The 25,331-nt window shown below is 52.2% G+C and carries 26 protein-coding genes, 1 other RNA gene and 1 pseudogene; 17 read left to right on the top strand and 11 right to left on the bottom strand.

Annotated elements, in window-relative coordinates:
* Nucleotides 1-7 precede the first annotated feature (7 nt).
* From scpB to argP, 4 genes are all read right to left on the bottom strand, one after another.
* Nucleotides 8-793, bottom strand: coding sequence for a methylmalonyl-CoA decarboxylase (gene scpB, locus C3D30_RS03125; RefSeq protein ID WP_000122067.1), 786 nt, complete (start codon nucleotides 791-793; stop codon nucleotides 8-10).
* A gap of 10 nt (nucleotides 794-803) precedes the next feature.
* The gene (meaB, locus tag C3D30_RS03130) at nucleotides 804-1,799 is read right to left on the bottom strand and encodes a methylmalonyl Co-A mutase-associated GTPase MeaB (RefSeq protein ID WP_000606538.1); all 996 of its coding nucleotides are present in this window, start codon (nucleotides 1,797-1,799) and stop codon (nucleotides 804-806) included.
* Entirely contained in the window at nucleotides 1,792-3,936 is a 2,145-nt protein-coding gene (gene scpA / locus C3D30_RS03135) for a methylmalonyl-CoA mutase (RefSeq protein WP_105286451.1), read from the bottom strand. Before scpA ends, meaB begins: the two co-directional genes overlap by 8 nt.
* Nucleotides 3,937-4,137: 201 nt before the next feature.
* The gene (argP, locus tag C3D30_RS03140) at nucleotides 4,138-5,031 is read right to left on the bottom strand and encodes a DNA-binding transcriptional regulator ArgP (RefSeq protein ID WP_000828352.1); all 894 of its coding nucleotides are present in this window, start codon (nucleotides 5,029-5,031) and stop codon (nucleotides 4,138-4,140) included.
* 439 nt (nucleotides 5,032-5,470) lie between these two features.
* Here argP and rpiA point away from each other — a divergent pair, with 439 nt between their 5' ends.
* From rpiA to C3D30_RS03165, 4 genes are all read left to right on the top strand, one after another.
* On the top strand, nucleotides 5,471-6,130 hold the full coding sequence (gene rpiA / locus C3D30_RS03145; protein WP_024191163.1) for a ribose-5-phosphate isomerase RpiA: 660 nt from the start codon (nucleotides 5,471-5,473) through the stop codon (nucleotides 6,128-6,130).
* Nucleotides 6,131-6,388: 258 nt separating this feature from the next.
* Nucleotides 6,389-7,621: a phosphoglycerate dehydrogenase gene (gene serA / locus C3D30_RS03150; protein ID WP_001151617.1), complete on the top strand. Its 1,233-nt coding sequence runs from the start codon at nucleotides 6,389-6,391 to the stop codon at nucleotides 7,619-7,621.
* A 238-nt stretch (nucleotides 7,622-7,859) separates the two neighbouring features.
* Nucleotides 7,860-7,919, top strand: coding sequence for a type I toxin-antitoxin system toxin IbsC (gene ibsC / locus C3D30_RS03155; RefSeq protein ID WP_071524576.1), 60 nt, complete (start codon nucleotides 7,860-7,862; stop codon nucleotides 7,917-7,919).
* A gap of 332 nt (nucleotides 7,920-8,251) precedes the next feature.
* Nucleotides 8,252-8,311, top strand: a complete 60-nt coding sequence (locus C3D30_RS03165; protein ID WP_100635201.1) for a type I toxin-antitoxin system Ibs family toxin — start codon at nucleotides 8,252-8,254, stop codon at nucleotides 8,309-8,311.
* 100 nt (nucleotides 8,312-8,411) lie between these two features.
* Here C3D30_RS03165 and C3D30_RS03170 read toward each other — a convergent pair whose 3' ends face one another.
* The 3 genes from C3D30_RS03170 to zapA form a co-directional block, all read right to left on the bottom strand.
* Complete coding sequence (locus C3D30_RS03170; protein ID WP_105285489.1) at nucleotides 8,412-9,014, bottom strand: 5-formyltetrahydrofolate cyclo-ligase; 603 nt, start codon at nucleotides 9,012-9,014, stop codon at nucleotides 8,412-8,414.
* A gap of 20 nt (nucleotides 9,015-9,034) precedes the next feature.
* A non-coding RNA gene (ssrS, locus tag C3D30_RS03175) (6S RNA) lies at nucleotides 9,035-9,218 on the bottom strand.
* 41 nt (nucleotides 9,219-9,259) lie between these two features.
* Nucleotides 9,260-9,589 (bottom strand): cell division protein ZapA, encoded by a 330-nt coding sequence (gene zapA / locus C3D30_RS03180; protein ID WP_001276008.1) that lies wholly within the window; start codon nucleotides 9,587-9,589, stop codon nucleotides 9,260-9,262.
* 166 nt (nucleotides 9,590-9,755) lie between these two features.
* On the opposite strand from zapA, the gene ygfB reads away from it, so the two are divergent.
* From ygfB to ubiI, 4 genes are read left to right on the top strand one after another with little or no spacing between them, the layout of a single operon-like run.
* Nucleotides 9,756-10,334, top strand: coding sequence for a UPF0149 family protein YgfB (gene ygfB / locus C3D30_RS03190; RefSeq protein WP_001295378.1), 579 nt, complete (start codon nucleotides 9,756-9,758; stop codon nucleotides 10,332-10,334).
* A gap of 25 nt (nucleotides 10,335-10,359) precedes the next feature.
* Nucleotides 10,360-11,685, top strand: a complete 1,326-nt coding sequence (pepP, locus tag C3D30_RS03195; RefSeq protein WP_105286452.1) for a Xaa-Pro aminopeptidase — start codon at nucleotides 10,360-10,362, stop codon at nucleotides 11,683-11,685.
* The gene (ubiH, locus tag C3D30_RS03200) at nucleotides 11,682-12,860 is read left to right on the top strand and encodes a 2-octaprenyl-6-methoxyphenyl hydroxylase (protein WP_000111178.1); all 1,179 of its coding nucleotides are present in this window, start codon (nucleotides 11,682-11,684) and stop codon (nucleotides 12,858-12,860) included. Before pepP ends, ubiH begins: the two co-directional genes overlap by 4 nt.
* Nucleotides 12,861-12,882: 22 nt before the next feature.
* Nucleotides 12,883-14,085, top strand: coding sequence for an FAD-dependent 2-octaprenylphenol hydroxylase (ubiI, locus tag C3D30_RS03205; protein WP_105286453.1), 1,203 nt, complete (start codon nucleotides 12,883-12,885; stop codon nucleotides 14,083-14,085).
* A 73-nt stretch (nucleotides 14,086-14,158) separates the two neighbouring features.
* Here the strand turns inward: ubiI and C3D30_RS20800 are convergent.
* Nucleotides 14,159-14,218, bottom strand: a pseudogene (locus tag C3D30_RS20800) (hypothetical protein); the annotation flags it as partial.
* A 313-nt stretch (nucleotides 14,219-14,531) separates the two neighbouring features.
* On the opposite strand from C3D30_RS20800, the gene gcvT reads away from it, so the two are divergent.
* The 4 genes from gcvT (at nucleotide 14,532) to C3D30_RS03225 (ending at nucleotide 19,976) form a co-directional block, all read left to right on the top strand.
* The gene (gene gcvT / locus C3D30_RS03210) at nucleotides 14,532-15,626 is read left to right on the top strand and encodes a glycine cleavage system aminomethyltransferase GcvT (RefSeq protein ID WP_105286454.1); all 1,095 of its coding nucleotides are present in this window, start codon (nucleotides 14,532-14,534) and stop codon (nucleotides 15,624-15,626) included.
* A gap of 23 nt (nucleotides 15,627-15,649) precedes the next feature.
* A complete protein-coding gene (gene gcvH / locus C3D30_RS03215) occupies nucleotides 15,650-16,039 on the top strand; it encodes a glycine cleavage system protein GcvH (RefSeq protein WP_001295377.1) in 390 nt (129 codons plus the stop codon).
* 117 nt (nucleotides 16,040-16,156) lie between these two features.
* Nucleotides 16,157-19,030, top strand: a complete 2,874-nt coding sequence (gene gcvP / locus C3D30_RS03220; protein ID WP_105286455.1) for an aminomethyl-transferring glycine dehydrogenase — start codon at nucleotides 16,157-16,159, stop codon at nucleotides 19,028-19,030.
* Between the two features lie 202 nt (nucleotides 19,031-19,232).
* Entirely contained in the window at nucleotides 19,233-19,976 is a 744-nt protein-coding gene (locus tag C3D30_RS03225; RefSeq protein ID WP_105286456.1) for an SDR family oxidoreductase, read from the top strand.
* A gap of 61 nt (nucleotides 19,977-20,037) precedes the next feature.
* Here the strand turns inward: C3D30_RS03225 and bglA are convergent, their stop codons facing one another.
* Nucleotides 20,038-21,471, bottom strand: a complete 1,434-nt coding sequence (gene bglA, locus C3D30_RS03230) for a 6-phospho-beta-glucosidase BglA (RefSeq protein WP_016159668.1) — start codon at nucleotides 21,469-21,471, stop codon at nucleotides 20,038-20,040.
* A 44-nt stretch (nucleotides 21,472-21,515) separates the two neighbouring features.
* On the opposite strand from bglA, the gene yqfB reads away from it, so the two are divergent.
* Together yqfB and trhA are read left to right on the top strand one after the other, a co-directional pair.
* Nucleotides 21,516-21,827 carry a N(4)-acetylcytidine aminohydrolase gene (gene yqfB / locus C3D30_RS03235; RefSeq protein ID WP_001183002.1) on the top strand — a complete coding sequence of 104 codons (312 nt, stop codon included), beginning with the start codon at nucleotides 21,516-21,518 and terminating at the stop codon, nucleotides 21,825-21,827.
* A 163-nt stretch (nucleotides 21,828-21,990) separates the two neighbouring features.
* On the top strand, nucleotides 21,991-22,650 hold the full coding sequence (gene trhA / locus C3D30_RS03240) for a PAQR family membrane homeostasis protein TrhA (RefSeq protein ID WP_000250265.1): 660 nt from the start codon (nucleotides 21,991-21,993) through the stop codon (nucleotides 22,648-22,650).
* 195 nt (nucleotides 22,651-22,845) lie between these two features.
* Here trhA and ygfZ read toward each other — a convergent pair whose 3' ends face one another.
* Nucleotides 22,846-23,826, bottom strand: coding sequence for a tRNA-modifying protein YgfZ (ygfZ, locus tag C3D30_RS03245; RefSeq protein WP_000886068.1), 981 nt, complete (start codon nucleotides 23,824-23,826; stop codon nucleotides 22,846-22,848).
* Between the two features lie 32 nt (nucleotides 23,827-23,858).
* Between ygfZ and C3D30_RS20270 the strand changes: the two genes are divergently transcribed.
* The 3 genes from C3D30_RS20270 to C3D30_RS03260 are packed head-to-tail and all read left to right on the top strand — an operon-like array spanning nucleotide 23,859 to nucleotide 24,733.
* The gene (locus tag C3D30_RS20270) at nucleotides 23,859-24,089 is read left to right on the top strand and encodes a hypothetical protein (RefSeq protein WP_123058512.1); all 231 of its coding nucleotides are present in this window, start codon (nucleotides 23,859-23,861) and stop codon (nucleotides 24,087-24,089) included.
* The gene (gene sdhE / locus C3D30_RS03255) at nucleotides 24,079-24,345 is read left to right on the top strand and encodes an FAD assembly factor SdhE (protein ID WP_000354046.1); all 267 of its coding nucleotides are present in this window, start codon (nucleotides 24,079-24,081) and stop codon (nucleotides 24,343-24,345) included. The genes C3D30_RS20270 and sdhE overlap by 11 nt, the downstream gene beginning before the upstream one ends.
* On the top strand, nucleotides 24,326-24,733 hold the full coding sequence (locus tag C3D30_RS03260; protein WP_000244787.1) for a protein YgfX: 408 nt from the start codon (nucleotides 24,326-24,328) through the stop codon (nucleotides 24,731-24,733). The genes sdhE and C3D30_RS03260 overlap by 20 nt, the downstream gene beginning before the upstream one ends.
* Nucleotides 24,734-24,772: 39 nt before the next feature.
* On the opposite strand, the gene fldB is transcribed toward C3D30_RS03260, so the two are convergent.
* Complete coding sequence (gene fldB / locus C3D30_RS03265) at nucleotides 24,773-25,294, bottom strand: flavodoxin FldB (protein WP_001055874.1); 522 nt, start codon at nucleotides 25,292-25,294, stop codon at nucleotides 24,773-24,775.
* Nucleotides 25,295-25,331: the final 37 nt, after the last annotated feature.

The raw sequence follows: 25,331 nt of genomic DNA on the forward strand, positions 1-25,331 counted from the left end.
CTGAGCATTAATGCCCGACGAAAGTAGGTTTACGTTTTTCCAGGAAAGCGTTCATACCTTCCTGATAATCCTCGCTGTCATAAACTGCTCGGCGCATCCCCTGAATACGTTCAAATTCGTCTGAATTCATCGTGTGCGCCTCGCCCAGCACGCGCAGTTCTTCCTTGATTACCGCGATCGCCAGCGGTGCTTTTTCGGAAATGTGGTGCGCCATTTGCAGGGTGAAATCTTCCAGCTCGCTGATGTCAACAACGTGGTTGAGAATGCCAACAGCCAGCGCGCGTTGGGCGGTGACTGGCGAAGCAGTAAATATCAGTTCTTTGACGATGTGGAAGCCCGCGTCGCGGGTCAGGTTGTGGATGCCCACCAGGTTATACGGTACGCCAAGGTTAACTGGGGTCATTGAGAAGGTCGATGTGCTGGCGGCGATGATCAGATCGGAACTCATGATCATTTCAAAAGCACCTCCCCAGACGCTACCTTCGACCATTGAGATAATCGGTTTCGGGCATTTTTGGATCATACGGGTAATTTGCCGTAGCGGATCATCGTAAGAGAGAGGATCGCGACCGCCTGATGGCAGTTCATGGATGTCGTGGCCTGCGGAGAAAACTTTGGAACCACTCGGGGCACGCAGGATGATACAGCGAATTTCGGGTCGGTTGAGATCGCTTAGCGCCTGGATCAGGTCGTCAATAAAGACTTTACTCAATGCATTGAGTTTGCGGCCATAGTTAAACTCAATGACCGCCACTTTGTTGATGATAATGACATTAACATACTGATAAGACATAAAAATTCCTTTAATCAAAATATTGAGTCTGGATAAATTCACTGAGCTGCCGCAAGCCGGTGCGCGGCGAGAGCGTATTGTTTTTGATTGCTAATAGCGTCTGGCGGTAATAGCGATCGAAATCTTCATTCGCGAACAGGTGGTGCAGCACCTCTTCTTCGGTTTGTTTACGCAGCCATTCCACCGATTGTTGTTGCCGCATTTGTTGCAAACGACCGCTGGCGGTAAGTGCGGTTTTGAAATCGATAATTGCGTGCCAAATCTCATCAATACCGCATTTTTCCAGCGCGCTACAGGTAAGAACCTGCGGCTGCCATTCGTCATATTTGCGACGCAGAATATGCAGAGCGCCCTCGTACATATGGCGGGCAATGGCGACATTCGCGTGGTTATCGCCATCGTCTTTGTTTATGACAATCAGATCTGCCATCTCCATCAGCCCCTTTTTAATGCCCTGGAGATCATCACCACCACCGGCGATTTGCAGTGAGATAAAACAGTCCACCATGCGGGCTACTTCGGTTTCCGACTGCCCGACGCCGACGGTTTCAACGATCACCACGTCATAACCCGCCGCTTCGCATAACAGCATTAACTCCCGCGCCCGCTGGCTGGCGCCGCCCAGATGACCGGATGATGGAACCGGGCGAATAAATGCCGTATCGGCACGCGCCAGTTCGGTCATCCGGGTCTTATCGCCAAGAATGCTGCCACCGGTCACTGGGCTGCTGGGATCGACGGCAATTACCGCGACTTTCAGCCCCTGGCGAATCAGCAACATACCGAAAGCTTCAAGAAAGGTGCTTTTCCCCGCGCCAGGTGTGCCGGTAACGCCCAGGCGCAGTGCATTTCCACAAAACGGCATGATGGCGTCGAGCAACTGAGTACTTAGTTCCTGATGACGTGGATGACGGCTTTCTACCAGCGTCATCGCCTGGGCGAGCGTGGCACGCTCACCCTGACGTAAGCGCCGAATGTTGTCTGTCAGCGTGGCTTCGTTAATCATGACGCTGGCTAATCCGATTCAGTACATCACGTACGCTGTCGAGCATGGGAGTACCCGGACCATAAATTGCTGCCACGCCACGTTCTTGCAGGAAGGCATAATCCTGCGGTGGAATAACGCCGCCAGCGACTACGTAGATATCTTCGCGTCCCCATTTTTTGAGGGCTTCTACCAGTTCCGGGATCAGTGTTTTATGCCCGGCAGCGAGTGAGGACGCGCCCACCACATGAACGTCGTTTTCCACCGCCAGGCGGGAGATCTCTTCTGGTGTCGAGAACATCGGACTTAAATCAACGTCAAATCCAAGATCGGAATAGGCGCTGGCAATGACTTTGGCCCCGCGATCGTGTCCATCCTGCCCCATTTTGGCGATCAGAATGCGCGGGCGACGGCCGTTATCCGCGAGGAACTGTTCCGTTTGCGCAACAATCGCATCAAATTCGCAAGCTGATTTTTCCGACTGATGATAGCTTTGCGCAATCACGCCAGTAACACACTGGCTCGGCACCAGATAACGGTCAAAAGCGGCTTCCAGCGCATCGGAGATTTCACCCAATGTCGCGCGAACGCGTGCCGCATTAATAGCAGCAGCCAGCAGGTTTTCGTTTTGCAGTGCCGCATTAGTCAGAGCATTCAGTGCGGTGGTTACGGCAGCATCATCGCGGGTGGCGCGAATATGCTCCAGTGAAGCAATCTGCTCGTTACGTACCATCACGTTGTCTATCTCAAGGACATCGGTTTCGTCTTCGTGATCCAGCTTGTACTTGTTAACACCAACAATCACGCGTTTGCCCTGATCGATCAGTGACTGCTCACGCGCAGACGCCTCTTCGATCATTCGTTTTGGCAAACCCGCTTCGATCGCTTTCGCCATGCCACCAGCCTCATCGATCTGTTGGATAATAGCTCTGGCTTGTTTAACGATCTGATCGGTCAACGACTCAACGTAATAAGATCCGGCCAGTGGATCGACGGTGCGGCAGATTTCTGACTCTTCCTGAATGATTATCTGAGTATTACGGGCTATACGTGCCGAGAAGTCGGTTGGCAGTCCAAGTGCCTCATCAAAAGCGTTGGTATGCAGTGATTGTGTACCGCCAAGTGTGGCGCCCAACGCTTCAATGGTGGTGCGGATAACGTTGTTATAGGGATCTTGCTCGGTGAGACTCCAGCCTGAGGTCTGACAGTGGGTGCGCAGTGCCAGTGATTTTGGATCTTTGGCTCCAAATCCGCTTACCGCCTCACTCCAGAGATAACGTGCGGCGCGCAGCATGGCGACGTTCATGAAAAGATCCATACCGATGCCAAAGAAAAACGACAGGCGCGGGGCAAAGTCGTCAATTTTCAGGCCAGCAGAAAGTGCAGCTTTGATGTACTCAATTCCATCAGCGAGAGTAAATGCCACCTGCTGCACGCAGTTGGCTCCCGCTTCGCCCATGTGGTAACCGCTAATACTGATGGTATTAAAGCGCGGCATATTGCCGGAACACCAGGCGATGATGTCAGCGATAATACGCATAGACGGTTTTGGCGGATAAATATAGGTATTGCGGCAGAGGTACTCTTTCAGAATGTCGTTCTGGATGGTGCCTGTGAGTTTATCGGGTGTAACGCCTTGCTCTTCAGCGGCCACGATATAAAACGCCAGTACTGGCAACACCGCCCCGTTCATAGTCATCGATACCGACATTTGATCCAGCGGGATCTGGTCGAATAGCACCTTCATATCTTCAACGGTGTCGATAGCGACGCCTGCTTTACCGACGTCGCCTGAAACGCGCGGATTGTCAGAGTCGTAACCACGGTGGGTGGCGAGGTCAAAGGCAACGGAAAGGCCCTTTTGCCCGGCAGCGAGGTTACGGCGATAAAAGGCGTTAGATTCTTTTGCCGTGGAGAAACCAGCATACTGACGAATGGTCCACGGTTGAGCGGTATACATGGTGGCACGTGGACCACGAACGTAGGGGGGCAAGCCTGGAAGGGTGCCGGTTACTTCCAGATTGTCGAGATCGGTTTCGGTATACAGCGGCTTGATGGTTATCCCTTCCGCCGTTTGCCGTACCAGTGAGTCGACGTTTTTCCCCCGACGGCTCAATTCCTTGTTGGCAAGTTGTTGCCATTCCTGCACGTTAGACATTATTTGCTCCATAAAACGCAATCAAAATGGTGGGATGCGCTTACGGTGAGCTTTTTACACGGGGTTGTCGCCAGCAAAAAAAATGCATTGGGACGTCGTTTTTTGCCGCGTGAGATTTGTCTGTTTCGTGACGTTGTTCAAAGAAGGTAAAAAGAAAAAAGGAAAATGCCTGATATGTGCTACCAGGCATTAAGTGATTGATTAATCCTGACGAAGCACTTTGTGACCATAGTCGAGCAAAGCATCGGTGACTTTACGCATCATGCGGCTTTCTGGGGCAAAGCGGTGCCAGTAGAGCATTCGCCGTTGAAACAGCCCTGGCGTAAGGTCGATCAGCTCGCCGCTCGCCAGTTCTTTCTCAATTTGCAGGTGTGGGATCATACAGCAGGTTGTTCCCTGGCGAGCGAGTTGAACGAAGGCTTCAGACGAGTTAACGATATGGCACGGCACGCTACCTGGCGGCAGATCGAAGTTTTGCTGTAAAAAGGCCTGGTGCATATCGTCGAGATGGTCAAACGCCACCACCGGAGCCTTGAGCAGCGCGGAGCGGCTTACTCCATTGGGAAAGTATTTTTCAGCAAATGGTCTGGAGCTGACGAACAGATAGTCGAGCGCGCCAAGTTTATCGACAAGACAACTGGGCAGCGCCTGATGTTGAATACTCACCGCGCCAACCACTTCACCGCGACGCAGACGTTCCTGGGTGCGGGTTTCATCTTCCACCTGCAAGTTCAGACGAATAGGGGAATCAGCCAGCACCGGAGCCAGCGCCGGTAGCAGCCAGGTTGCCAGACTGTCAGCGTTGACCGCCAGTGAAAGCAGTAGCGGGGTTGAACCGGTTTGTTCATCCCCCAGCCACTCTTCTTCCAGCAATTCGACCTGGCGAAGCAGTGCCAGCAGTTTTTGCCCTTGTTCTGTAGGTCGCGGCGGGACAGTACGCACTAATAACGGCTGCCCGAACATATTTTCCAGCTGCTTAATGCGCTGTGAGACGGCTGATTGCGTAATGCACAATTTCTGTGCCGCGCGCTCAAATCCTCGTTCACGTATTACCGCATCCAGTGCCTGTAATGTTCTGTAGTCCGGGCGTTTCATTGCTTTAACCTGCTCCTCAAATTTTCTTATGCCGAACTATGACATAATTTTGCTTTGGGTACAGAGCATTTAACGTATACAAAAGCAGCCATAATGGAAATTTTGACTGACAACACCGTGTTTTTTTAGGCTTTGTGGAGCGTACAGGCAAGGTTCTGTGGGCGAGTTACTGGCACTGGATGTGATTTTTATTGGTAATATTATCAATTAATTGTATTACAGAGCTTCACCTTTATCGGCGTAGTTTCAGATATGCAGACTGGGGGATAGAAGGGTAATTCTGATGCCTCCTGATACCCAGATTTGCCGGGGTGAAAGGGGATGCCCGCCATTGTCTGTTATTTCATGGATGAGTTATCCGTACGACTTGCTGACGGGGTCTGAATCGCTTTTTTTGTATATAATGCGTCTGAAATTTCATACCACAGGCGAAACGATCATGACGCAGGATGAATTGAAAAAAGCAGTAGGATGGGCGGCACTTCAGTATGTTCAGCCCGGAACCATTGTTGGTGTTGGTACAGGTTCCACCGCCGCACACTTTATTGATGCACTCGGCACGATGAAAGGTCAGATTGAAGGGGCAGTTTCCAGCTCGGATGCATCCACTGAAAAACTAAAAAGTCTTGGCATTCATGTATTTGACCTCAATGAAGTTGACAGCCTCGGCATCTACGTTGACGGTGCAGATGAAATCAACGGTCATATGCAGATGATCAAAGGCGGCGGTGCGGCGCTGACGCGTGAAAAAATCATCGCCTCGGTTGCAGAGAAATTTATCTGCATCGCGGACGCCTCCAAGCAGGTCGATATTCTGGGCAAATTCCCGTTGCCGGTGGAAGTGATTCCGATGGCGCGTAGTGCAGTGGCTCGTCAACTGGTGAAACTTGGCGGTCGTCCGGAATATCGTCAGGGCGTGGTGACTGATAACGGCAACGTAATCCTCGACGTCCACGGTATGGAAATCCTTGATCCGGTGGCGATGGAAAATGCGATTAACGCAATTCCGGGTGTAGTTACTGTTGGTCTGTTTGCCAACCGTGGCGCGGACGTCGCGCTGATTGGCACGCCTGACGGCGTTAAAACCATTGTGAAATGATCTGACGGGGGAGTTCGTTCCCCCGTTAAAAATTTTTTGCATTGTTAAATTTGGTGACATCTATCACGTTTTTAACTCACTTTTGCCTAACACGCTAAAGAAAGTCTCATCTTCAGCATTTTCTTCTGTTAATCAACCTCTCGTGATATTTCCTCAACATCGCGACGCAAACGTTCATATTGCCGCATTATTATTTTTTGATATGTTGAAAGGCGGATGTAAATCCACACACAACATTTCAAAGACAGGATTGGGTAAATGGCAAAGGTATCGCTGGAGAAAGACAAGATTAAGTTTCTGCTGGTAGAAGGCGTGCACCAAAAGGCGCTGGAAAGTCTTCGCGCGGCAGGTTACACCAACATCGAATTTCATAAAGGCGCGCTGGATGATGAACAATTAAAAGAATCCATCCGCGATGCCCACTTCATCGGCCTGCGATCCCGTACCCATCTGACCGAAGAAGTGATTAATGCCGCAGAAAAGCTGGTCGCTATTGGCTGTTTCTGCATAGGCACAAACCAGGTTGATTTAAATGCTGCGGCAAAACGCGGGATTCCGGTATTTAACGCACCGTTTTCGAATACGCGTTCTGTCGCCGAGCTGGTGATTGGCGAACTTCTGCTGCTATTGCGCGGAGTGCCGGAAGCCAACGCCAAAGCGCACCGTGGCGTATGGAACAAACTGGCAGCGGGGTCTTTTGAAGCGCGCGGCAAAAAGCTGGGTATCATTGGTTATGGTCATATCGGTACGCAGCTTGGCATTCTGGCGGAGTCGCTGGGGATGTATGTTTACTTCTATGATATTGAAAACAAACTGCCGCTGGGCAACGCGACGCAGGTGCAACATCTTTCCGACCTGCTGAATATGAGTGACGTGGTGAGCCTGCATGTGCCTGAAAACCCGTCCACCAAAAACATGATGGGCGCGAAAGAGATCTCGCTGATGAAGCCCGGCTCGCTGCTGATTAACGCCTCGCGCGGTACTGTGGTTGATATTCCGGCGCTGTGTGACGCACTGGCGAGCAAACATCTGGCTGGTGCGGCAATCGATGTATTCCCAACAGAACCAGCGACCAACAGCGATCCGTTTACCTCACCACTGTGCGAATTCGACAACGTCCTGCTGACGCCGCACATTGGCGGTTCGACTCAGGAAGCGCAGGAGAATATCGGCCTGGAAGTTGCGGGTAAATTGATCAAGTACTCTGACAATGGCTCCACGCTCTCTGCGGTGAACTTCCCGGAAGTCTCGCTGCCGCTGCACGGTGGCCGCCGTCTGATGCACATCCACGAAAATCGTCCGGGCGTGCTGACTGCGCTGAACAAAATCTTTGCAGAGCAGGGCGTTAACATCGCCGCGCAGTATTTGCAAACATCTGCTCAGATGGGCTACGTAGTTATTGATATTGAAGCAGATGAAGACGTTGCTGAAAAAGCATTACAGGCAATGAAAGCGATTCCGGGCACCATTCGCGCCCGTCTGCTGTACTGATTCCCTTCTCTGACAAACAACGGGCAGGTCGCTGACTTGCCCGTTTTTTTATCCCTTTTCCCGCGCTTATCACTGCATTTGCAGTGTGCTGCAATCGGCTTTGCGAGTCTGCTCGAAGAAATAAATCAAAGCCAGATCAATGCGTTGCCTTTATTCGAAGAGGATTTACGATGGCGGGACAGCACAGGGCTGTAACGGTAAAGCCCTCACCGAAGCGAGGGCTTGAAGGAGAAGGGTTATGATGCGACTTGTCATCATACTGATTGTACTGTTACTGATAAGTTTCGGAGCTTATTAACAGTCAGTCACAGGGGAGGAGCAATCCTCCCTTACCCTTACTCACTAAATTAGGTCAAAGAATCAACGATGTCAATCAGGGCGATGCGGGAGGCGTCGCCTGAACCGATCTTTTTGATAGTCACATCACTGTCCTCGTTTACTGCCGTAATAAATCTCTTTTGCCCACAATGTATTCATACCTTGCATGACGTTTTACGAGCGCGCTCGAAGAAAAGATTTAAAGCCAGATCAAAGCGTTGTGCTTATTTAAAGAGAGTTTACGATGGCGGGGCAGCACAGGGCTGTAACGGTAAAGCCCTCACCGAAGCGAGGGCTTGAAGGAGAAGGGTTATGATGCGACTTGTCATCATACTGATTGTACTGTTACTGATAAGTTTGCCAGCTTATTAACAGTCAGTCTCAGGGGAGGAGTAATCCTCCCTTACCCTTACTCACTAAATTAGGTTAAAGAATCAACGATGTCAATCAGGGCGATGCGGGAGTATCGCCCTCACCACTCCCAGACTTTCGACGGTGTAACCACCGCAGGCAGTGGGATATCCCACTCTTCAACCGGCAGTTTTTCTACTAACTGACAATCATGCGCATAACCTACTGGCTGCATTTTGTAGTGCTGCCAGTTTTGCAATGTCCGATCATAAAAACCGCCGCCCATTCCCAGGCGTTGACCGTACTCATCAAAGGCGACCAGCGGTGTGACCAGCACATCTAACCGGGAAAGAGGAAGCACATCGCGCACGTCCAGTTTCGGCTCGTGGATCTTTAACCTGTTCACTATCAGTTCACTTTGCGGATGGTAATTCAGGAATAGTAAGTTACCGACACTAAAGGGATGCAAAACTGGAAGATACACGCGCTTACCGGCACGCCAGAGTTGTTCTATGAGCGGTTGGGTGTCGAGCTCGCCATCAAAAGAGAGGAATACAGCGACCGTATGCGCCATCACCACCGGGGGATAAGTCATCATCCGGGTAGCGGCTTGTTGACCCATTTCTTTCTGTTGTTCCGGCGTTAACGCACGACGACGTTGCCGAATCATTTTACGGATTTCTTGTCGGGATAATGTCTGTGGGAGTTCTGGTAGTTGCGTCATGGCTGGTGCCAGATAAGAAGGGAATCTCCGAGATGCCGCCGCAGGCTGTAACCCTTGAACCCTTGGTTCAAGGTGAATGTGCCGTCGCAGTTTTAAGGCTTCTCGGACGAACCGAGCATGCTCACCAACCACGGAGCGCCACATTCTTGTGGTATGAAATATCGGCTCAGGGGACTGGCCCGCTTGCGAACATCTCAGAGAAATTTTGTCTTCACGGTTACTCTACCACAGTAAACCGAAAAGTGTCATTCAAAGTTTTGGTTCGTTTTTTCGGTGATGCGACCTTGTTCAAGTAACGCTTGTTCTATGGTCTGTTGCAGCATCCGAATACGTTGTTCCATACTTGCCGCGTAGTCACGGGTCTTCGCTTTTTCTTGCGCTAACTCATAGCTGATATTCAATGCAGCAATGAAGACCAACTGTTCAGTATTTGTGACTCTAGTGCGTTCTTTCAGATCTTGCAACCGCTGATTCAGATCGTCTGCGGCCTGATTCAACGCATCCCTTTGGTCAGGCGGGCAGTTCACACGCAGTGAACGGCCAAAAATTTGGATATCGACGGGTTGTGCAGACATGCCACCTTCCTGCTGATTGACTGCGCTTCCTTCGTCTTCAGACCCATGGTCTGCGAAGGGGCGAACTATAGCTACCCTGATGAGAAGAGACAAGCCCTTTTCTGGTTCACCAGGGTCCAAAGTGGTAGCATATCATGAATCTTCCTCCCTTTGATGACGAATGCTTATGTCTATACAGAACGAAATGCCTGGTTACAACGAAATGAACCAGTATCTGAACCAACAAGGGACGGGTCTGACCCCTGCTGAGATGCACGGTTTAATCAGCGGGATGATTTGCGGTGGCAATGATGACAGTTCATGGCTGCCGCTGCTTCACGACCTGACGAACGAAGGCATGGCTTTCGGTCATGAGCTGGCACAGGCATTGCGCAAAATGCACTCAGCCACCAGCGATGCCCTGCAGGATGACGGCTTCCTTTTTCAGCTTTATCTGCCTGATGGCGATGATGTCAGCGTTTTCGATCGCGCTGATGCGCTGGCAGGCTGGGTAAATCACTTCCTGCTTGGTCTTGGTGTGACTCAGCCGAAGCTGGATAAAGTGACTGGCGAAACCGGTGAAGCCATCGACGATCTGCGTAACATTGCGCAACTGGGATATGACGAAGACGAAGATCAGGAAGAGCTGGAAATGTCGCTTGAAGAGATCATCGAGTACGTCCGTGTTGCCGCGCTGTTATGCCACGACACTTTTACTCATCCGCAACCGACCGCGCCAGAAGTACAAAAACCGACTCTACACTAAAAACAAAAAACGTAAGGAGAGTGTTATGAGTGATATATCCCCGCAAGAATTTCAGCGTCGCCGTCAGGCTCTGGTGGAGCAAATGCAACCCGGCAGCGCCGCGCTGATTTTTGCCGCCCCGGAAGTGACCCGTAGCGCCGACAGCGAATACCCGTATCGTCAAAACAGTGACTTCTGGTACTTCACCGGCTTTAACGAACCGGAAGCGGTGCTGGTGCTGATTAAAAGCGATGACACTCATAACCATAGCGTTCTGTTTAACCGCGTTCGCGACCTGACGGCGGAGATCTGGTTTGGCCGTCGCTTAGGTCAGGATGCCGCGCCAGAGAAACTAGGCGTTGACCGCGCCCTGGCGTTCAGCGAAATCAATCAGCAACTTTATCAACTGCTCAACGGTCTGGATGTGGTTTACCACGCTCAGGGCGAATATACCTATGCTGATGAAATCGTGAACAGCGCGTTGGAAAAACTGCGTAAAGGCTCACGGCAAAATCTCACCGCTCCGGCAACGATGATCGACTGGCGTCCCATTGTTCATGAAATGCGCCTGTTCAAATCGGCAGAAGAGATTGCCGTACTTCGCCGCGCGGGGGAAATCACCGCCCTGGCGCACACACGTGCGATGGAAAAATGCCGTCCTGGGATGTTCGAGTACCATCTGGAAGGCGAAATTCACCACGAATTTAACCGCCACGGCGCGCGCTATCCTTCCTATAACACTATTGTCGGCAGCGGTGAAAACGGCTGCATTCTGCACTACACCGAAAACGAGTGTGAACTGCGTGACGGCGATCTGGTGTTGATTGATGCGGGTTGTGAATACAAAGGTTACGCTGGCGATATTACCCGCACCTTCCCGGTCAACGGCAAATTCACCCAGGCTCAGCGTGAAATCTACGACATTGTGCTTGAGTCTCTCGAAACCAGCCTGCGCCTGTATCGTCCGGGAACTTCCATTCAGGAAGTCACCGGTGAAGTGGTGCGCATCATGATTAGCGGCCTGGTAAAACTGGGGATCCTGAAAGGTGAAGTCGATGAACTGATCACCCAGAACGCACATCGTCCTTTCTTTATGCATGGCCTTAGCCACTGGTTAGGTCTGGATGTTCATGACGTTGGCGTTTATGGCCAGGATCGCTCGCGCATTCTTGAACCTGGTATGGTGTTAACCGTAGAGCCAGGGCTGTATATTGCGCCGGATGCAGATGTGCCAGAACAATATCGCGGTATCGGCATTCGTATTGAAGACGATATTGTGATTACCGAAACTGGCAACGAAAACCTCACCGCCAGCGTGGTGAAAAAGCCGGAAGAAATCGAAGCGTTGATGGCAGCTGCGAGAAAGCAATGAGCGTAATCATCGTCGGTGGCGGCATGGCGGGCGCGACGCTGGCGCTGGCTATTTCCCGTTTAAGTCATGGGGCGCTGCCGGTACATCTGATTGAAGCGACCGCGCCAGAGTCTCATGCACATCCGGGCTTTGATGGACGAGCTATTGCGCTGGCGGCGGGCACCTGCCAGCAGCTGGCACGTATCGGCGTCTGGCAATCTCTGGCTGATTGCGCAACCGCCATCACTACCGTGCATGTCAGCGATCGCGGTCATGCCGGATTCGTCACCCTCGCCGCAGAAGATTACCAACTGGCGGCGCTGGGGCAGGTTGTCGAGTTGCATAATGTCGGGCAACGGCTGTTTGCGCTGTTGCGCAAAGCGCCAGGCGTAACGCTGCATTGCCCGGATCGCGTTGCTAACGTTGCCCGTACACAGGATACCGTTGAAGTGACGCTGGAGAGCGGCGGGACGCTGACGGGGCGCGTGCTGGTAGCCGCTGACGGCACCCATTCAGCATTAGCCAGCGCCTGCGGCGTTGACTGGCAGCAGGAGCCTTACGAACAACTGGCGGTAATTGCCAACGTTGCGACCTCCGTTGCGCACGAAGGCCGTGCTTTTGAACGTTTCACGCAATACGGTCCGTTGGCGATGTTGCCGATGTCTGACGGACGTTGTTCGCTGGTCTGGTGTCATCCACTGGAACGGCGCGAAGAGGTACTGGCGTGGAGCGACGAGAAGTTTTGCTGTGAACTCCAGGCTGCGTTTGGCTGGCGGCTGGGGCAAATTACCCACGCCGGAAAACGCAGTGCTTATCCGCTGGCGTTAACCCGCGCCGCCAAACCTATTACCCATCGCACCGTGCTGGTGGGCAATGCGGCGCAAACCCTGCACCCGATTGCCGGGCAAGGATTTAACCTCGGTATGCGTGATGTTATGAGCCTTGCCGAAACCCTGACTCAGGCGCAGGAACGCGGAGAGGATATCGGTGATTATGGCATTTTGTGCCGTTATCAGCAGCGTCGGCAGAGCGATCGCGAAGCAACTATCGGTGTCACGGACAGCCTTGTACATCTTTTTGCCAACCGTTGGGCGCCGCTGGTTGTTGGGCGTAACATCGGGCTGATGACGATGGAATTATTCACCCCGGCACGCGATGTGCTGGCGCAGCGCACCCTCGGTTGGGTGGCGCGTTGAAGGCGGTTTTAAGGAATAAACAATGCAAAGTGTTGATGTAGCCATTGTTGGCGGCGGCATGGTGGGGCTGGCGGTTGCCTGCGGCTTACAGGGTAGCGGCTTACGCGTCGCCGTACTGGAGCAGCGCGTACCGGAACCTCTGGCGGCGGATGCACCACCACAACTGCGCGTTTCGGCTATCAATGCCGCCAGCGAAAAATTACTTACCCGTCTTGGTGTCTGGCAGGACATTCTCTCTCGCCGAGCCAGTTGCTATCACGGCATGGACGTGTGGGACAAAGACAGCTTTGGTCACATCTCGTTTGACGATCAAAGCATGGGCTATAGCCATCTTGGGCATATTGTTGAAAATTCAGTAGTTCACTACGCGCTGTGGAACAAAGCGCAGCAGTCGTCAGATATCACCCTGCTGGCTCCCGCAGAATTACAGCAGGTCGCCTGGGGAGAGAACGAAACCTTCCTGACGCTGAAAGACGGCAGTATGTTAACGGCGCGTCTGGTGATTGGTGCGGACGGCGCTAATTCCTGGTTGCGCAACAAAGCCGATATCCCGCTGACTTTCTGGGATTATCAGCATCACGCGCTGGTAGCGACCATTCGCACGGAAGAACCGCATGATGCGGTGGCGCGCCAGGTTTTCCATGGCGAAGGCATTCTGGCCTTTTTACCGCTTAGCGATCCGCATCTTTGCTCGATTGTCTGGTCACTGTCGCCAGAGGAAGCGCAGCGGATGCAGCAGGCAGGGGAAGACGAATTTAATCGCGCGTTAAATATCGCTTTTGATAATCGCCTGGGCTTATGCAAGGTTGAGAGTGAGCGCCTTGTGTTTCCACTGACGGGGCGTTATGCGCGCCAGTTTGCCGCGCACCGTCTGGCGCTGGTGGGCGACGCCGCGCATACCATTCATCCGCTGGCGGGGCAGGGCGTTAATCTCGGCTTTATGGACGCCGCAGAGTTGATTGCTGAACTGAAACGGTTGCATCGTCAGGGTAAAGACATCGGGCAGTATATTTACCTGCGTCGCTATGAGCGTAGCCGCAAGCACAGTGCTGCGCTGATGCTGGCTGGTATGCAGGGATTCCGCGATCTGTTTTCCGGTACCAATCCGGCGAAAAAACTGCTGCGTGATATTGGTTTGAAACTGGCCGACACGCTTCCTGGCGTTAAGCCGCAACTTATCCGCCAGGCAATGGGATTAAACGATTTGCCTGAATGGCTGCGTTAAAAATTTCTCCTCAACTGTTTATTTGATACCCATCACACTTTCATCTCCCGGTTTTTTCGCCGGGAGATTTTCCTCATTTGAAATAAACTAATTTCACCATCAATTTCGCATTATATTTTCTAATGTTACGATTTTTTCATTGAGTGATTTTTGACATATTTTCAGTTCTTAATATTGGTTTATCCAAATCTGTTTCCTGAAAGCATCATATTTGTATAAAAATAAAATAAATTTTTGGTTTTTTATTCTGTTGAGATTTTTGTATTTTTTAACCATAAGCTAATGTGATGATCAATTTTACCTTATGGTTAACCGTCTGTTTCGGTGGTAAGTTCAGGGAAAAGAGAACGATTGCGTTGGGGACCGGGAGTGGCTCCGATGCTGGGTTTCGTGGTGATAATTTCGCCATGAAAAGTTGTCAGCCCCGCTTATTCAATGAGGACAAGATGGCACAACAGACTCCTTTGTACGAACAACACACGCTTTGCGGCGCTCGCATGGTGGACTTCCACGGCTGGATGATGCCGCTGCATTACGGTTCGCAAATCGACGAACATCATGCGGTACGTACCGATGCCGGAATGTTTGATGTGTCACATATGACCATCGTCGATCTTCGCGGCTGCCGCACCCGGGAGTTTCTGCGTTATCTGCTGGCGAACGATGTGGCGAAGCTCACCAAAAGCGGCAAAGCCCTTTACTCGGGGATGTTGAATGCCTCTGGCGGTGTGATAGATGATCTCATCGTCTACTACTTTACTGAAGATTTCTTCCGCCTCGTTGTTAACTCCGCCACCCGCGAAAAAGACCTCTCCTGGATTACCCAACACGCTGAACCTTTCGGCATCGAAATTACCGTTCGTGATGACCTTTCCATGATTGCCGTGCAAGGGCCGAATGCGCAGGCAAAAGCTGCCACACTGTTTAATGACGCCCAGCGTCAGGCGGTGGAAGGGATGAAACCGTTCTTTGGCGTGCAGGCGGGCGATCTGTTTATTGCCACCACTGGTTATACCGGTGAAGCGGGCTACGAAATTGCGCTGCCCAATGAAAAAGCGGCGGATTTCTGGCGCGCGCTGGTGGAAGCGGGCGTTAAGCCATGCGGCCTGGGCGCGCGTGACACACTGCGTCTGGAAGCGGGCATGAATCTTTATGGTCAGGAGATGGACGAAACCATTTCTCCTTTAGCCGCCAACATGGGCTGGACCATTTCCTGGGAACCGGCAGATCGTGACTTTATCGGTCGTGAAGCTCTGGAAGCGCAGCGTGAACATGGCACAGAAAAACTGGTTGGTCTGGTGATGATCGAAAAAGGCGTGCTACGTAATGAACTACCGGTACGTTTTACCGACGCGCAGGGCAACCAGCATGAAGGCATTATCACCAGCGGCACTTTCTCCCCGACGCTGGGTTACAGCATTGCACTGGCGCGTGTGCCGGAAGGCATTGGCGAAACGGCGATTGTGCAAATTCGCAACCGTGAAATGCCGGTAAAAGTGACTAAACCTGTTTTTGTGCGTAACGGCAAAGCCGTCGCGTGATTTACTTTTTTGGAGATTGATTGATGAGCAACGTACCAGCAGAACTGAAATACAGCAAAGAACACGAATGGCTGCGTAAAGAAGCCGACGGCACTTACACCGTTGGTATTACCGAACATGCCCAGGAGCTGTTAGGCGATATGGTGTTTGTTGACCTGCCGGAAGTGGGCGCGACGGTTAGCGCGGGCGATGACTGCGCGGTTGCCGAATCGGTAAAAGCGGCGTCAGACATTTATGCGCCAGTAAGCGGTGAAATCGTGGCGGTAAACGACGCACTGAGCGATTCTCCGGAACTGGTGAACAGCGAACCGTATGCAGGCGGCTGGATTTTCAAAATCAAAGCCAGCGATGAAAGCGAACTGGAATCACTGCTGGATGCGACCGCATACGAAGCATTGTTAGAAGACGAGTAACGGCTTTATTCCTCTTCTGCGGGAGAGGATCAGGGTGAGGAAATTTACGCCTCACCCTCACTCTCTTCGCAAGGAGAGAGGTTCACAATTCACTGCACGTTTCAGGAACCATCGCTCATGACACAGACGTTAAGCCAGCTTGAAAATAGCGGCGCTTTTATTGAACGCCATATCGGACCGGATGCCGCGCAACAGCAAGAAATGCTGAATGCCGTTGGTGCACAATCATTAAACGCGCTGACCGGCCAGATTGTGCCGAAAGATATTCAGCTTGCGACTCCGCCGCAGGTTGGCGCACCGGCGACCGAATACGCCGCACTGGCAGAACTCAAGGCTATTGCCAGTCGCAATAAACGCTTCACGTCTTACATCGGCATGGGGTACACCGCCGTGCAGTTACCGCCGGTTATCCTGCGTAACATGCTGGAAAATCCGGGCTGGTATACCGCGTATACTCCGTATCAACCTGAAGTCTCCCAGGGCCGCCTTGAAGCACTGCTCAACTTCCAGCAGGTAACGCTGGATTTAACCGGGCTGGATATGGCATCGGCTTCTCTTCTTGACGAAGCCACCGCTGCCGCCGAAGCAATGGCGATGGCGAAACGCGTCAGCAAACTGAAAAATGCCAACCGCTTCTTCGTGGCTTCCGATGTGCATCCGCAAACGCTGGATGTGGTCCGTACTCGTGCCGAAACCTTTGGTTTTGAAGTGATTGTCGATGACGCGCAAAAAGTGCTCGATCATCAGGACGTCTTCGGCGTGCTGTTACAGCAGGTCGGCACTACCGGTGAAATCCACGACTATACTGCGCTTATCAGCGAACTGAAATCACGCAAAATCGTGGTCAGCGTTGCCGCCGATATTATGGCGCTGGTGCTGTTAACTGCGCCGGGTAAACAGGGCGCGGATATTGTTTTTGGTTCGGCGCAACGCTTCGGTGTACCGATGGGCTACGGTGGCCCACACGCGGCATTCTTTGCGGCGAAAGATGAATACAAACGCTCAATGCCGGGCCGTATTATCGGTGTATCGAAAGATGCAGCTGGCAACACCGCGCTGCGCATGGCGATGCAGACTCGCGAGCAACATATTCGTCGTGAGAAAGCGAACTCCAACATTTGTACTTCCCAGGTACTGCTGGCAAACATCGCCAGCCTGTATGCCGTTTATCACGGCCCGGTTGGCCTGAAACGTATCGCTAACCGCATCCACCGTCTGACCGATATCCTGGCGGCAGGCCTGCAACAAAAAGGTCTGAAACTGCGTCATGCGAACTATTTCGACACCTTGTGTGTGGAAGTGGCAGACAAAGCGGGCGTACTGACGCGTGCCGAAGCGGCTGAAATCAACCTGCGTAGCGATATTCTGAACGCGGTTGGGATCACCCTTGATGAAACCACCACGCGCGAAAACGTGATGCAGCTTTTCAGCGTACTGCTGGGCGATAATCATGGGCTGGACATCGACACGCTGGACAAAGACGTGGCTCACGACAGCCGTTCTATTCAGCCTGCAATGCTGCGCGACGACGAAATCCTCACCCATCCGGTGTTTAATCGCTACCACAGCGAAACCGAAATGATGCGCTATATGCACTCGCTGGAGCGTAAAGATCTGGCGCTGAATCAGGCGATGATCCCGCTGGGTTCCTGCACCATGAAACTGAACGCCGCCGCTGAGATGATCCCAATCACCTGGCCGGAATTTGCTGAACTGCACCCGTTCTGCCCGCCGGAACAGGCCGAAGGTTATCAGCAGATGATCGCGCAACTGGCTGACTGGCTGGTGAAACTGACCGGTTACGACGCCGTCTGTATGCAGCCGAACTCTGGCGCTCAGGGCGAATATGCGGGGCTGCTGGCGATTCGTCATTATCACGAAAGCCGCAACGAAGGGCATCGCGATATCTGCCTGATCCCGGCTTCTGCTCACGGCACTAACCCCGCTTCCGCGCATATGGCGGGGATGCAAGTGGTGGTTGTGGCGTGTGATAAAAACGGCAATATCGATTTGACTGATCTGCGCGCGAAAGCGGAACAGGCGGGCGATAACCTCTCCTGCATCATGGTGACCTATCCTTCCACCCACGGCGTGTATGAAGAAACGATCCGTGAAGTGTGTGAAGTTGTACACCAGTTCGGCGGTCAGGTTTACCTTGATGGCGCGAACATGAACGCCCAGGTTGGCATCACCTCGCCGGGCTTTATTGGCGCGGACGTTTCGCACCTTAACCTGCATAAAACTTTCTGCATTCCGCACGGCGGTGGCGGTCCAGGTATGGGACCGATCGGCGTGAAAGCGCATCTGGCGCCGTTTGTACCGGGTCATAGCGTGGTGCAAATCGAAGGCATGTTAACCCGTCAGGGCGCGGTTTCTGCGGCACCGTTCGGTAGCGCATCCATCCTGCCAATCAGCTGGATGTACATCCGCATGATGGGCGCAGAAGGGCTGAAAAAAGCAAGTCAGGTGGCAATTCTTAACGCCAACTATATTGCCAGCCGCCTGCAGGATGCCTTCCCGGTGCTGTATACCGGTCGCGACGGTCGCGTGGCGCACGAATGTATTCTCGATATTCGTCCGTTGAAAGAAGAAACCGGCATCAGCGAGCTGGATATTGCCAAGCGTCTGATCGACTACGGTTTCCACGCGCCGACCATGTCGTTCCCGGTGGCGGGTACGCTGATGGTTGAACCGACTGAATCTGAAAGCAAAGTAGAGCTGGATCGCTTTATCGACGCGATGCTGGCTATCCGCGCAGAAATCGACCAGGTGAAAGCCGGTGTCTGGCCGCTGGAAGATAACCCGCTGGTGAACGCGCCGCACATTCAGAGCGAACTGGTTGCCGAGTGGGTGCATCCGTACAGCCGCGAAGTTGCGGTATTCCCGGCAGGTGTGGCAGACAAATACTGGCCGACGGTGAAACGTCTGGATGATGTGTACGGCGACCGTAACCTGTACTGCTCCTGCGTACCGATTAGCGAATACCAGTAATTTACTGATTCGACTATCTTCTAAAGGCGCTTCGGCGCCTTTTTAGTCAGATGACAAAGTACAAAAGTGCTCAGACAGTCCCCTCGCCCCTTCGGGGAGAGGGTTAGGGTGAGGGGGAAAAGCGTGCCAACATTGAAGATTGAGCCAGTTTGTTAGCAATCTCAAAGATACGTCAACGACTTAATTTTTCTCGGAAAAACAAATGGCTATAGCACTTGTGACTGGTGGCAGTCGCGGCATCGGGCGGGCAACTGCGCTGCTGTTGGCAAAAGAAGGGTATACGGTGGCGGTTAATTATCAGCAAAACCTTCATGCGGCGCAGGAAGTGGTGAACTTAATAACTAAAGCGGGTGGCAAGGCATTTGTGCTCCTTGCGGATATTAGCGACGAAAACCAGGTTGTCGCGATGTTTACAGCAATCGACCAGCACGATGAACCGCTAGCTGCGCTGGTCAATAACGCCGGGATCTTGTTTACCCAGTGCACTGTAGAAAACCTTACCGCAGAGCGAATCAACCGGGTGCTTTCCACCAATGTGACGGGATATTTTCTCTGCTGCCGCGAGGCGGTAAAACGCATGGCGCTTAAAAACGGCGGTAGCGGCGGCGCTATCGTCAATGTTTCTTCGGTAGCCTCACGGCTGGGATCTCCGGGGGAATATGTTGATTATGCGGCATCGAAAGGGGCGGTTGATACGTTAACCACCGGACTATCGCTGGAAGTCGCCGCGCAGGGGATCCGCGTTAACGGCGTGCGACCAGGGTTTATTTATACCGAAATGCACGCCAGCGGTGGCGAACCTGGACGCGTCGATCGCGTTAAGTCGAACATCCCCATGCAGCGCGGCGGACAGGCGGAAGAGGTCGCGCAGGCCATTGTCTGGCTGTTAAGCGATAAAGCCTCTTATGTCACGGGAAGTTTTATCGATTTGGCGGGTGGAAAATAAGATGAGAAAGTGGTCTGGGCGGATGCAACGCAATCGGCGTCGCATCCGTCATGTCATCTAATCAAAGCTTCTCGCCGTTGCTGGCAATCACCTCTTTGTACCAGTTGAAACTCTTCTTACGTGAACGCGACATATCACCAGTACCGTCGTCGTGCTTATTCACATAGATAAAGCCGTAGCGTTTGCTGTACTGCCCGGTGGTAAACGATACACAGTCGATGCAGCCCCACGGCGTGTAGCCCATCAGATCCACACCATCGTAAGTTACCGCTTTTTTCATCTCTTCAATATGGGCGCGCAGATAGTCAATGCGGTAGTCGTCGTTGATGCTGCCATCTTCTTCCACTTTGTCGTAAGCGCCAAAACCGTTTTCGACAATAAACAGCGGCTTCTGGTAACGCTCATACAGTTCGCAAAGCGCATAACGCAGACCCACCGGATCAATCTGCCAGCCCCAGTCAGACGCTTTAACATACGGGTTCGGTACGCTGCCTTCGAAACCAGAAATCGCATCGCCGGTGCCGCCTTCGGCCTTCACCGCGTTGGTCATGTAATAGCTGAAGCCAAGATAAGCGCAAGTGCCTTCGCGCAGCACATCCAGATCGCCGTCTTCCATTTTGATGTTAAATCCGCGACGTTCCCACTCGTTCAGCACATAAGAAGGGTAATAGCCGCGTAGCTGGACATCGGTAAAGACGTAACGTTCGCGCATCGACTCCTGGGCAAACATCACATCGTCCGGGTTACAGGAGTAGGGATAGAGCGGCACCATCGCCAGCATACAGCCGACTTTCATCTCCGGGTTAATGCGACGCGCGGCTTTCACCGCCAGGGCGCTGGCGACAAACTGGTGATGCAGCACCTGGTACATGGTCTCTTCAGGATTTTCATGCTCGGTATAAACCACGCCGGAGCAGCAGTAACCGAACAGCGGCGCGCGCCAGTTACGCTGGTTGTTAATTTCGTTGAAGGTCATCCAGTATTTGACTTTGTGCTTATAGCGTTCAAAGACCACTTCCGCGAAACGGACAAAGAAATCAACCACTTTACGGTTGGTCCAGCTACCGTATTGCTGCACCAGATGTAGCGGCATTTCAAAGTGGGAGAGGGTGATCACCGGTTCGATGTTGTATTTCAGCAGTTCATCGAACATATCGTCGTAAAACTTCAGCCCTTCTTCGTTTGGCTGAGCTTCATCGCCTTTGGGGAAAATGCGCGTCCAGGCGATGGAAGTACGAAAACATTTGAAGCCCATTTCTGCGAAGAGCTTGATGTCTTCCTTGTAGTGACCGTAAAAATCTACCGCTTCATGGTTCGGATAGTATTTGCCCGGCAAGACTTCTTTGGTGATTTCGCGCGGCACGCCGTGTGCACCGCCGGTCAGTACGTCACAAATACTCGGCCCTTTGCCGCCTTTGTTCCAGCCGCCTTCGACCTGATGAGCGGCAACTGCGCCGCCCCATAAGAAATCTTTCGGTAAGGTGAGTTTTTTCACTATCATAGGCTCCAGATGAGTCAATTCTTACAGGAAATAGTACCATGCAGCCAAACAACATCACTTTTTTTCAACGATTCCAGGATGATATTCTGGCTGGGCGTAAAACCATCACTATCCGTGACGAGTCTGAATCGCACTTTAAAGCTGGCGATGTGCTTCGTGTCGGGCGCTTTGAAGATGACGGCTATTTTTGCACTATTGAAGTCACTGCAACCTCAACGGTGACGCTGGATACTCTCACAGAAAAACACGCGCAACAGGAAAATATGACCCTGGCTGAATTGAAAAAGGTCATTGCCGATATCTATCCCGGTCAGACACAGTTTTATTTAATTGAATTTAAATGTCTTTAAATTGAACTCACGCCTGTTAGTTGAAATTTCGCATTTAATTTCATGATTTTTCGGAGATTAGTCTCAAATCAGAATTTATTTTAGCTAACAGGTGTTCACTGGAACTATTCTCAGTTACGCTGGAGAGGTATACACGTGCGTGTACGTTTCTCCGGAGTAAGTTATGGTTCAGAAGCCTCTCATTAAGCAGGGATATTCGCTGGCAGAGGAAATTGCCAACAGCGTCAGTCACGGTATTGGACTGGTGTTTGGTATCGTCGGGTTGGTATTGCTACTGGTTCAGGCGGTGGCTCTCAATGCCAGCGCCACGGCGATAACCAGTTATAGCCTCTATGGTGGCAGTATGATCCTGCTGTTCCTCGCTTCGACGCTTTATCACGCCATTCCTCATCAACGGGCAAAAATGTGGCTGAAGAAATTTGACCACTGCGCCATTTATCTGTTGATTGCCGGAACCTACACGCCGTTTTTGCTGGTGGGGCTGGATTCTCCGTTAGCGCGCGGGTTGATGGTTGTTATCTGGAGCCTGGCATTGCTGGGGATTCTGTTCAAACTGACCATCGCGCACCGATTTAAAATCTTATCTCTGGTGACTTATCTGGCTATGGGCTGGCTGTCGTTGGTGGTGATTTATGAAATGGCAGTTAAGCTCGCGGCGGGCAGCGTTACCTTACTGGCCGTAGGCGGTGTAGTTTACTCGCTCGGGGTAATTTTCTACGTCTGCAAACGCATTCCCTACAACCACGCCATCTGGCACGGCTTTGTGCTCGGCGGCAGCGTGTGCCATTTCCTGGCGATTTATTTGTATATTGGGCAGGCGTAATTGGTATGCCTTTGTAGGAATGAAAAGATACACCAGCGTCGCATCAGGCATCAGAGCGCAACTGCCGGATGCGGCGCGAGCGCCTTATCCGGCCTACGGGCTGCGTCCCTGTTGTGATAAAGGCACCAAATCCCAGGCCTGATAAGACGCGTCAGCGTCGCATCAGGCAATAGATGCCCGAAGCGATACAGAAATTTACTCTTCCAGCGAATACGGCAGCGGCTCGATATGCAATGTATTCGCATCGTCACGAACGCGGAAAACGCTGTCCGGTTCCATGTCGTTATTCATGACTACCTGAACCACGACCTGCCCATCTTCCAGTTTGACCGCCGCCAGCACGGTTCCGGTACGACGCCAGTTTTCGCCCATTTTCAGCTCGATGTCTTCACCTGCTTCCGGCAGTCGGCTGGCGCTACCTGCCAGCAACCAGAGCGCGCGTTTGTTGGCACCACGGAATTTAGCTCGCGCCACCATCTCTTGTCCGGTATAGCAGCCTTTTTTAAAGCTAATGCCGCCCAGCGCCTGGAGGTTGGTCGCCTGGGGGATAAACTGCCCGCTGTTGGCGGCATCAATCACCGGGAAACCCGCTTCAATGTTTAATGCCAGCCACTGTTGGCTATTGTTCAGTTCCGCTTCACCGCGCAGTTTATCGGTCAGCATATTGGCAGTAGCTTCATCGGTTACGATCAGGAAACGTTCTGCCGGATGTTCAAACCAAAGCAGAGTAGTCGCGCCTTCTTTGACTACCTGTTTTTCTTTCGAAGGCAGTTCACTAAAGAGATTGGCCAGCGCGGCGCGCGCCTGAAAACCGGCAACACCAAGCAGCACACGCTCGTCGTCTGGCGCGATGGTCACTTTAGAAAATACCGCATATTTTTTCAGTTCAGTAAGCTGCGACTCGCGCACGCTGCGCCGTTCAATCCATGCGAAACCGTCGCCATCGTGGAACAGACGCAAATTGCTCCACATTTTACCTTTAGCATCGCAATGTGCGGCGAGCAGGTGCTGATCTTCTGTCATCTGGCTGACATCTGCTGTCACCTGACCCTGCATATATTTTTCGCTGTCCGCGCCAGTAATGGTGGCCAGCGCCCAGTCATCAAGCGTCATCAGCGTCAACGGTAAACGGGCAGAAGCCGTAGGCTGACGGGGAGGAAAAGGTGTAAAAGCCATAATGGAGTCCTGTTTTACAAACGGCGTAATTAATGACTAATGGTAAAAGAGCTATGGGGCATTGCAAGTGCTTTCACTACGCGATCTGTGCCTTCAACCAGGCTTTGCGAGGTGACTTCCAAAAAAATGAAGCCATTGAATTGTTGTGGATTAATTTCGCGATTGTGATTGTGTTTTCCGATATTCCCGCAAAAGAAGTCGAAAAACACGTTACAATAGCCAGGTACTGGATTTTCGTGAGACAGGAAGAAGATGGACATTAACAACAAAGCCCGCATTCATTGGGCATGCCGCCGTGGTATGCGCGAACTTGATATTTCGATCATGCCGTTTTTCGAACATGAGTACGACAGCTTAAGCGATGACGAAAAACGCATCTTTATTCGTCTGCTGGAATGTGACGATCCCGATCTGTTCAACTGGCTGATGAATCACGGTAAACCGGCCGATGCAGAACTGGAAATGATGGTCCGACTCATCCAGACACGGAACCGGGAACGTGGTCCTGTGGCAATCTGAACTGCGCGTCTCCTGGCGCGCGCAGTGGCTTTCCTTGCTGATTCATGGGCTGGTTGCCGCTGTTATTTTACTCATGCCCTGGCCGCTTAGTTACACCCCGTTATGGTTGGTGTTGCTTTCGCTAGTGGTGTTTGATTGCGTTCGCAGCCAGCGGCGCATTAATGCTCGTCAGGGCGAGATTCGTCTGCTGATGGATGGGCGTTTGCGCTGGCAGGGGCAGGAGTGGAGCATCGTTAAAGCGCCGTGGATGATTAAAAGCGGCATGATGTTGCGTTTACGTTCTGATAGCGGCAAACGTCAGCATCTGTGGCTGGCAGCAGACAGCATGGATGAAGCCGAATGGCGAGATTTGCGGCGGATTTTGTTACAGCAGGAGACGCAAAAATAATGGCGACGGCAAAGCGAGTGCGCTATGCCGTCAGTAATCTCAGGCGTAATGCTCAGCCATTTCGTTGAGGATTTGCTCGCACCAGCTCTGAATACGCTCGTCGCTGAGGTCATACTGGTTAGTTTCATCCAGCGCCAGACCTACGAACAGTTGCCCGTCAGCAATCACCGGTTTCGGACTGGTGAACTCATACCCTTCCGTTGGCCAGTAGCCGACGAACTTCACGCCTTTGGTCGAGAGTTTGTCATGCAGCATACCGAGTGCATCGAGGAACCACTCACCATATCCCAGTTGATCGCCTAGCCCATACAGCGCAACAATTTTACCTTCAAGGTTCAGGTCGTCGAGCTGATCCCAGACGGCTTCCCAATCCTCCTGGATTTCACCAAAATCCCAGGTCGGGATTCCCAGGATGAGCACATCGTACTGCTCCATTAATTTAGGGGAGTCGTCCTTGAGGTTATGTAAGGTCACCAGTTCTGGGCCGATAATATCGCGGATTTTTTCCGCTGCCATCTCGGTATAACAGGTGCTGGAACCGTAAAAAAGACCCATATTCATAACGTAAGCTTCTCGATTCTGCTGTGGCTTTTGCGGC

This window comes from Escherichia sp. MOD1-EC5433 (genome assembly GCF_002966005.1).
Classification (GTDB): Bacteria; Pseudomonadota; Gammaproteobacteria; order Enterobacterales; family Enterobacteriaceae; genus Escherichia; species Escherichia ruysiae.

Excerpts from the sequence above, each read along its gene's own strand:
- scpB (WP_000122067.1), bottom strand. The coding sequence starts at position 793 with ATGTCTTATCAGTATGTTAATGTCATTATCATCAACAAAGTGGCGGTC.
- meaB (WP_000606538.1), bottom strand. The coding sequence starts at position 1,799 with ATGATTAACGAAGCCACGCTGACAGACAACATTCGGCGCTTACGTCAG.
- scpA (WP_105286451.1), bottom strand. The coding sequence starts at position 3,936 with ATGTCTAACGTGCAGGAATGGCAACAACTTGCCAACAAGGAATTGAGC.
- argP (WP_000828352.1), bottom strand. The coding sequence starts at position 5,031 with ATGAAACGCCCGGACTACAGAACATTACAGGCACTGGATGCGGTAATA.
- rpiA (WP_024191163.1), top strand. The coding sequence starts at position 5,471 with ATGACGCAGGATGAATTGAAAAAAGCAGTAGGATGGGCGGCACTTCAG.
- serA (WP_001151617.1), top strand. The coding sequence starts at position 6,389 with ATGGCAAAGGTATCGCTGGAGAAAGACAAGATTAAGTTTCTGCTGGTA.
- C3D30_RS03170 (WP_105285489.1), bottom strand. The coding sequence starts at position 9,014 with ATGACGCAACTACCAGAACTCCCACAGACATTATCCCGACAAGAAATC.
- zapA (WP_001276008.1), bottom strand. The coding sequence starts at position 9,589 with ATGTCTGCACAACCCGTCGATATCCAAATTTTTGGCCGTTCACTGCGT.
- ygfB (WP_001295378.1), top strand. The coding sequence starts at position 9,756 with ATGTCTATACAGAACGAAATGCCTGGTTACAACGAAATGAACCAGTAT.
- pepP (WP_105286452.1), top strand. The coding sequence starts at position 10,360 with ATGAGTGATATATCCCCGCAAGAATTTCAGCGTCGCCGTCAGGCTCTG.
- ubiH (WP_000111178.1), top strand. The coding sequence starts at position 11,682 with ATGAGCGTAATCATCGTCGGTGGCGGCATGGCGGGCGCGACGCTGGCG.
- ubiI (WP_105286453.1), top strand. The coding sequence starts at position 12,883 with ATGCAAAGTGTTGATGTAGCCATTGTTGGCGGCGGCATGGTGGGGCTG.
- gcvT (WP_105286454.1), top strand. The coding sequence starts at position 14,532 with ATGGCACAACAGACTCCTTTGTACGAACAACACACGCTTTGCGGCGCT.
- gcvH (WP_001295377.1), top strand. The coding sequence starts at position 15,650 with ATGAGCAACGTACCAGCAGAACTGAAATACAGCAAAGAACACGAATGG.
- gcvP (WP_105286455.1), top strand. The coding sequence starts at position 16,157 with ATGACACAGACGTTAAGCCAGCTTGAAAATAGCGGCGCTTTTATTGAA.
- C3D30_RS03225 (WP_105286456.1), top strand. The coding sequence starts at position 19,233 with ATGGCTATAGCACTTGTGACTGGTGGCAGTCGCGGCATCGGGCGGGCA.
- yqfB (WP_001183002.1), top strand. The coding sequence starts at position 21,516 with ATGCAGCCAAACAACATCACTTTTTTTCAACGATTCCAGGATGATATT.
- trhA (WP_000250265.1), top strand. The coding sequence starts at position 21,991 with ATGGTTCAGAAGCCTCTCATTAAGCAGGGATATTCGCTGGCAGAGGAA.
- ygfZ (WP_000886068.1), bottom strand. The coding sequence starts at position 23,826 with ATGGCTTTTACACCTTTTCCTCCCCGTCAGCCTACGGCTTCTGCCCGT.
- C3D30_RS20270 (WP_123058512.1), top strand. The coding sequence starts at position 23,859 with ATGACTAATGGTAAAAGAGCTATGGGGCATTGCAAGTGCTTTCACTAC.
- sdhE (WP_000354046.1), top strand. The coding sequence starts at position 24,079 with ATGGACATTAACAACAAAGCCCGCATTCATTGGGCATGCCGCCGTGGT.
- fldB (WP_001055874.1), bottom strand. The coding sequence starts at position 25,294 with ATGAATATGGGTCTTTTTTACGGTTCCAGCACCTGTTATACCGAGATG.